The organism is Synechococcus sp. R3-13, from assembly GCF_047462195.1.
GTDB lineage: Bacteria > Cyanobacteriota > Cyanobacteriia > Thermostichales > Thermostichaceae > Thermostichus.
In genome coordinates, this window is sequence record NZ_JANSIO010000305.1 from 1 (window position 1) to 5,273 (window position 5,273).

A 5,273-nucleotide genomic window follows, 5' to 3' on the forward strand; every position below is an offset into this window, starting at 1 on the left:
TGGCCATGCGGCTATCGACAGGAATAAACCCCCGTTTGCCGGTGTCGATGCCCAGCTCGGCCAAGCCCAGCCCCTCTGAGACCGGGATCCGACCGGCAGCCACCAAGCAGCCATCCACCTGCAGCGTCTCGCCGTTGGAGAGGTGAATCGTTACTGGCTGGCCAGGGATCACCTGCTTGGCCGTGATCCCCACGTAGGTCTGGATTTGCCTGGGCTTAATCAGCACCCGCTGGGCCAGGCGGGCAATATCGGGGTCAAAGGCCGGCATCAGGGTCTCCAGGGCTTCGATGAGGATGACCTGGGATCCCAAGGCAGTGTAGATGTCGGCAAACTCCTGGCCAATGTAGCCGCTGCCGATAATCGCTAGGCGCTCCGGGATCCACTCCAGCCGCACCGCCTCGTCGCTGGTGAACACCGTCCGGCCATCCACCTCGATGCCAGGGGGCACAAAGGGGCGGGAGCCCGTAGCAAGAATAACATCCTGCGCCGTGTAGGTATAGGATCCCTTCTCTTCCTGGACTTCCACCTGCTGGGGTGCCACCAACTTGCCCCGCCCTCTCAGGATTGTTACCCCCAGCCTCTCCAGGGAGCGGGTCATGTCGGCGCGGATTTTCTCCACCACTTGGGCAGCATGATTGGCAATAGCCTCTCGGTTCACCTGAAGGGATCCCACTTGGATGCCCAGCCCAGAGCTATGTTGCAGTTCCCGCAGGCGTCCTGAGGCGGCCAGCAGAGCCTTGGAGGGGATGCAGCCGCGGTTGATGCAGGTGCCGCCCATTTCTGCACCTTCGACGATGGCGGTCTTCAGGCCAGATTCGACCGCATGTAAAGCAGCGCCGTGGCCGCCGACGCCGGCACCGATGATGATTACGTCAAAATCGAAGCTCATGGCGAGATTGGATAACCAGTGCCTCATTTTCTCACCTTGTTGGCCTTCCCAGAAACCTGGCTAGGGGCACCCAAGCCATGCAGTAGCATAGAGTCGCTTGTAGGCGGGTGGGGGTACACATGACACTCCAAGCTTTGATCTTCGATGTGGACGGCACGCTGGCGGACACGGAGCGGGATGGTCATCGCGTGGCCTTTAACGCTGCCTTTGCCGAGGCAGGGCTGGACTGGCACTGGTCGGTGGAGCTCTACGGCCAACTCCTGGCCATTACGGGGGGCAAAGAGCGCATTCGCCATTTCGTTGCAACCTGCCAGCCGCCGCTACCCCCTGGTGAAGATTTAAATGCCCTCATTGCCCGGCTGCACCAGGCCAAAACCCGCCACTACACTGCCCTATTGGCCCAAGGGGGGATCCCACTCCGCCCAGGGGTGAAGCGCCTCCTGCAGGAGGCCAGAGCTGCTGGGATCCGCTTGGCCATTGCCACCACCACCACGCCGGAAAATGTAACAGCCCTTTTGGAGCACACACTGCCGGAGAGCCTAAGCTGGTTTGAAGTGATCGCTGCCGGCGATATTGTCCCCGCCAAAAAGCCCGCCCCCGACATCTACTTCTACACCCTGGAACAGATGGGGCTGCCCCCCCAGGCCTGCCTGGCCTTTGAAGACTCGGAGAATGGGCTGCGCTCGGCCCAGCAGGCCGGTATTCCCACTGTGGTGACGGTAAACGACTATACCCGGGATCAGGATTTTTCCGGGGCGGCTCTGGTGCTGGATCACCTGGGGGAGCCTGAGGATCCGTTTCGGGTGTTGGCGGGAACGGTGGGATCCCACCGCTACTTCACCCTGGAGTTGGCCCGACAGATCCATGCTCAAGTTGCCCGGTCTGGAGTGGGAAGCTCATGATGGCGTCAGATCTCCAAGACCTGCGGCAGCGCCTAGAGGCTCATCTGCAGCAAGTGGCCCAGCCCCGGGATCCCGACTGGTCGCCCTTGGGCCATCAGCAGGTGGAGCGCTACATCCAAGAGCAGCTCTCTGGCTGGGGATCCCTGGAGTCCTTCCTCTTTGAGGCCGGTGGCCGCCTGCACCGCAACTGGATCTTGAAATTGCCGGGATCCCGTTCTGGTCGCCCGCCCATTCTCATTGGGGCCCACTTTGACGCTGCCCCGGCAACCCCTGGAGCAGACGACAACGCCAGCGGCATAGCGGTGTTGCTGGAGTTGGCCCGCCATTTTGCTGCCGAGCCGGCTTCTTCTCCGCTGTGGCTGGTGGCCTTTGACCTGGAGGAGCGGGGAATGGTGGGCAGCACAGCCTACGCCCGCTTTCTTAAACAGCAGCGCCAGCCCCTGCGGCTGATGCTCTCTCTGGAGATGCTGGGCTACCGGGATCCCGCCCCCGGATCCCAGGACTATCCCGCCGGCCTTGAGAAGCTTTACCCCAACCGGGGAGATTACATTGGCCTTATTGGCAACTGGCCCACCTGGGGGGATCTGCTCAAGCTGCAGCGTGATTTTCAAAAAGCGGGGATCCCTTGCTGTTGGTTGTTGGCCGGGCAGCGGGGCCTAATCCTGCCTGCCACTCGCCTGAGCGACCACTCCCCCTTTTGGGATGCGGGCTACGCCGCCGTTATGGTTACCGACACCGCTTTCTTGCGCAACCCCCACTACCACAAGCTGAGCGATACCTTGGAAACCCTAGATCCAGATTTCCTGACGGGGGTCTGCCAGGGCTTGATGGCCGGGATCCGCTCGCTGTAGCTCTTCCAAACACCACAGTCGTTCAACAACAAGTAGCGTGCGTTAAGTCCTAACTCCCCTCTCTCTGGAAGGAGGCTGGGGGTAAGGGTAGAGTTGGCATCCTCAGTACGGAGATTTCTCCAGGGGGTTCGCGATTCTGCGACCGAGTCCTTTGCTGAAGAGGGGAGACAATAGACGAGAGTAGTAGCAGGGAAAAGGTTAAAAAACCTGCCTTGGCACTGTAAAACTCAGCAGGAGATTGCGTATGAGCGCTTTTGCCCAAGCTCCCAAAAAGTGTGTTTCCGCCGCCTTCAAAGAAGAGGGCAAGCTGCAAGAGTGTATCCAGCGGCTTTTGAACCGTGGCATTCCCAACGATCGCATCTCCATTATTGGCCGCAACTTTCAAACCGAAGCCAAAATTACCGGGTTTATCACCCGCAAAGAGGTGGTTCTGGACGGTCTGACCAATGGGGCCATCTATGGATCCCTGTTCGGATCCCTGCTGGGGCTGCTCACTGGCGTGGGGGTGCTGTTCATTCCCTTTTTGGGGGCAGTGGTGGCCGCTGGGCCTCTGGGAGCCGCTTTGTTGGGGGCAACGGGCGGCGCTTTGTACGGAGCACTGGGAGCGGGCCTGGGATCCGCCCTGATTGCCTTGGGTATGCCGCAGGAGAAAGCCGCCATCTACCAAACCCGGGTACAGGCGGGCGAGTTCTTGTTGGTGGTGCAAGTACCGGAAGAGAAGTCGGGCGAAATTTACTGGCTGCTGCAGAGTGCTGGCGGAGAGGAAGTTTCCATTGCCGACTTGAACTTGCCCGGTGAGCCAGAGGGAGACTTAACCCCAGAGAGCATCTCGCCGGAAATCCGCGCTGACCTCTCGGAAGAAGCGCAGCAAACCTTTGTGGAAGCCTACAACCAAGCCAAACAAGAGAGCAATAACTCCACCCATGCACTCCTCAAAGCTTGGGAAAAGGTCAAGCAAATTTTCACACGAGATGAGAAAGGGATCTTCTCCAAACGCAAGCCCTAGCCCAAAAAGTTTCCGAAGTAGCGAGAGCACAGTAAAGCGCCATCTCGCCGCTCTGCCTGTACGTGTTCTGGGTCTGCTCCAATTTTTTAGCTGCAACCTTATATCCTGAGAATAGCCCGAAAAACTCTAACCTAACCTTGCAGGGGTGAGCCTATGGCTGCAAGTGACTTCAAGGATTACTACAAGATCCTGGGCGTCAGCAGAGATGCCTCTGCCGAGGAAATCAAGCGCGTCTATCGCAAGTTGGCCCGCCAGTATCACCCCGACGTGAACCCCGGCAACAAGGCGGCAGAGGAGCGCTTCAAGGAGATCAACGAAGCCTACGAGGTGCTCTCTGATCCAGAGAAGCGGCGGCGCTACGACCAGTTTGGGCAGTACTGGCAGCGGGTGGGTACTGGTTCTGCTGCTGGAATGCCGGGCATGGAGGGCTTCGCCCAATACGCCAGCTTCGAGGAGTTTATCAACGAGCTGCTGGGCCGTATGGGATCCCGCCGCAGCGGGTTCCAGGGCTTCGCCGGCGGCTTTGGGCCGTTTGTTTCGGTGGATTTGCCGGGGCAGGATGTGGAGGGCACTCTGGGTCTCAGCTGGGCAGAAGCTTTCCACGGCACCCAGAAACGGCTGAACCTAGATGGAGAAACGCTAACCATCCGCATTCCCCCCGGTGCCAAGCCGGGCAGTCGCATCCGCGTCAAGGGCAAAGGCCAGGTCAGCCCCTTTGGCGGGCCAAGAGGGGATCTCTACCTCACCCTGGAGCTGCCCCCCCATCCCTTCTTCCGCTTTGACGGAGACAACCTCCTCTGCGAGCTGCCCATTACTCCTGACGAGGCGGCTTTGGGAGGGACGGCGGAAGTTCCCACCCCTACGGGTCGCGTGCAACTGAGGATCCCTGCCGGGGTAGACAGCGGCCAAACCCTGCGGCTGCGGGGCCAAGGCTGGCGGGATCCCCAAGGCCATCGGAGCGACCTGCTGGTGCGGCTGAAGGTGGTGGCACCCAAATCCCTTTCCCAGACCGAGCGGGATCTCTACGAAAAGCTGCGCCAAAGCCGTAGCTGGGATCCCCGCGCCCACTTGCAGGAGGTGAGTCTATGAGTTTGGCCATTGTGCGGGTAGAAGAACGGCTCTATACCTTCGAGCAGGCCACGGAACTGCTGGGGATCCCTCCCCACCTGCTGGAATGGCTGCTGGCCCAAGGCTTAGTGGAGGCCGAGAGCAGCTACCTGACCCCCCAACAGCTCAGGCGGTTGTTGCAAATGAGCCGCCTACACCGAGACTTGGGGCTTAACTGGACGGGGGCAGCGATGGTCTTGGACATGGCTCAGGAAATTGCCCGGCTCAGGGGGCAACTGCGCCACTACCGCGGATTTTGAGGCTGCCCAGCCAACCCATCAAGGAGATAAACTTCGATGAACCCTATGGAACAGATCATCCGACGTAGCCAAGTGGTGGGCCTGCTGGCCCTCGATGGCAGCACTGCTACCGCCTTGGGTACCGTAGAAGAAATCTGGGTTGACCCAACAGGGCGGGTATGCTACTTCACCAGCCAGCAGGGGTACACCCCCCTGGAGCAGATTTCTCTCATCGGGCCAGACGCGCTGCTGACCTACTCCACCGTTTTTGCTACCCCC

Annotated in this window: 6 protein-coding genes and 1 pseudogene; 6 read left to right on the forward strand and 1 reads right to left on the reverse strand. The window is 60.1% G+C overall.

Annotated features, from left to right (window positions below; genetic code table 11):
• Nucleotides 1–889, reverse strand: an 889-nt coding sequence (locus NW856_RS09530; protein WP_414399979.1) for an FAD-dependent oxidoreductase, incomplete at its 3' end; no start/stop codon positions are given.
• 119 nt (nt 890–1,008) lie between these two features.
• On the opposite strand from NW856_RS09530, the gene NW856_RS09535 reads away from it, so the two are divergent.
• From NW856_RS09535 to NW856_RS09560, 6 genes and pseudogenes are all read left to right on the forward strand, one after another.
• Entirely contained in the window at nt 1,009–1,791 is a 783-nt protein-coding gene (locus tag NW856_RS09535) for an HAD family hydrolase (protein ID WP_414399981.1), read from the forward strand.
• Nucleotides 1,788–2,642 (forward strand): M28 family peptidase, encoded by an 855-nt coding sequence (locus NW856_RS09540; RefSeq protein ID WP_414399983.1) that lies wholly within the window; start codon nt 1,788–1,790, stop codon nt 2,640–2,642. Before NW856_RS09535 ends, NW856_RS09540 begins: the two co-directional genes overlap by 4 nt.
• A gap of 244 nt (nt 2,643–2,886) precedes the next feature.
• Nucleotides 2,887–3,648 (forward strand): ChaB family protein, encoded by a 762-nt coding sequence (locus NW856_RS09545; protein ID WP_414355624.1) that lies wholly within the window; start codon nt 2,887–2,889, stop codon nt 3,646–3,648.
• 153 nt (nt 3,649–3,801) lie between these two features.
• Nucleotides 3,802–4,737: a DnaJ C-terminal domain-containing protein gene (locus NW856_RS09550; RefSeq protein WP_414399984.1), complete on the forward strand. Its 936-nt coding sequence runs from the start codon at nt 3,802–3,804 to the stop codon at nt 4,735–4,737.
• Nucleotides 4,734–5,015, forward strand: coding sequence for a chaperone modulator CbpM (locus NW856_RS09555; protein WP_011432385.1), 282 nt, complete (start codon nt 4,734–4,736; stop codon nt 5,013–5,015). Before NW856_RS09550 ends, NW856_RS09555 begins: the two co-directional genes overlap by 4 nt.
• 36 nt (nt 5,016–5,051) lie before the next feature.
• Nucleotides 5,052–5,273 (forward strand): annotated as a pseudogene (locus NW856_RS09560) (photosystem reaction center subunit H); the annotation flags it as partial.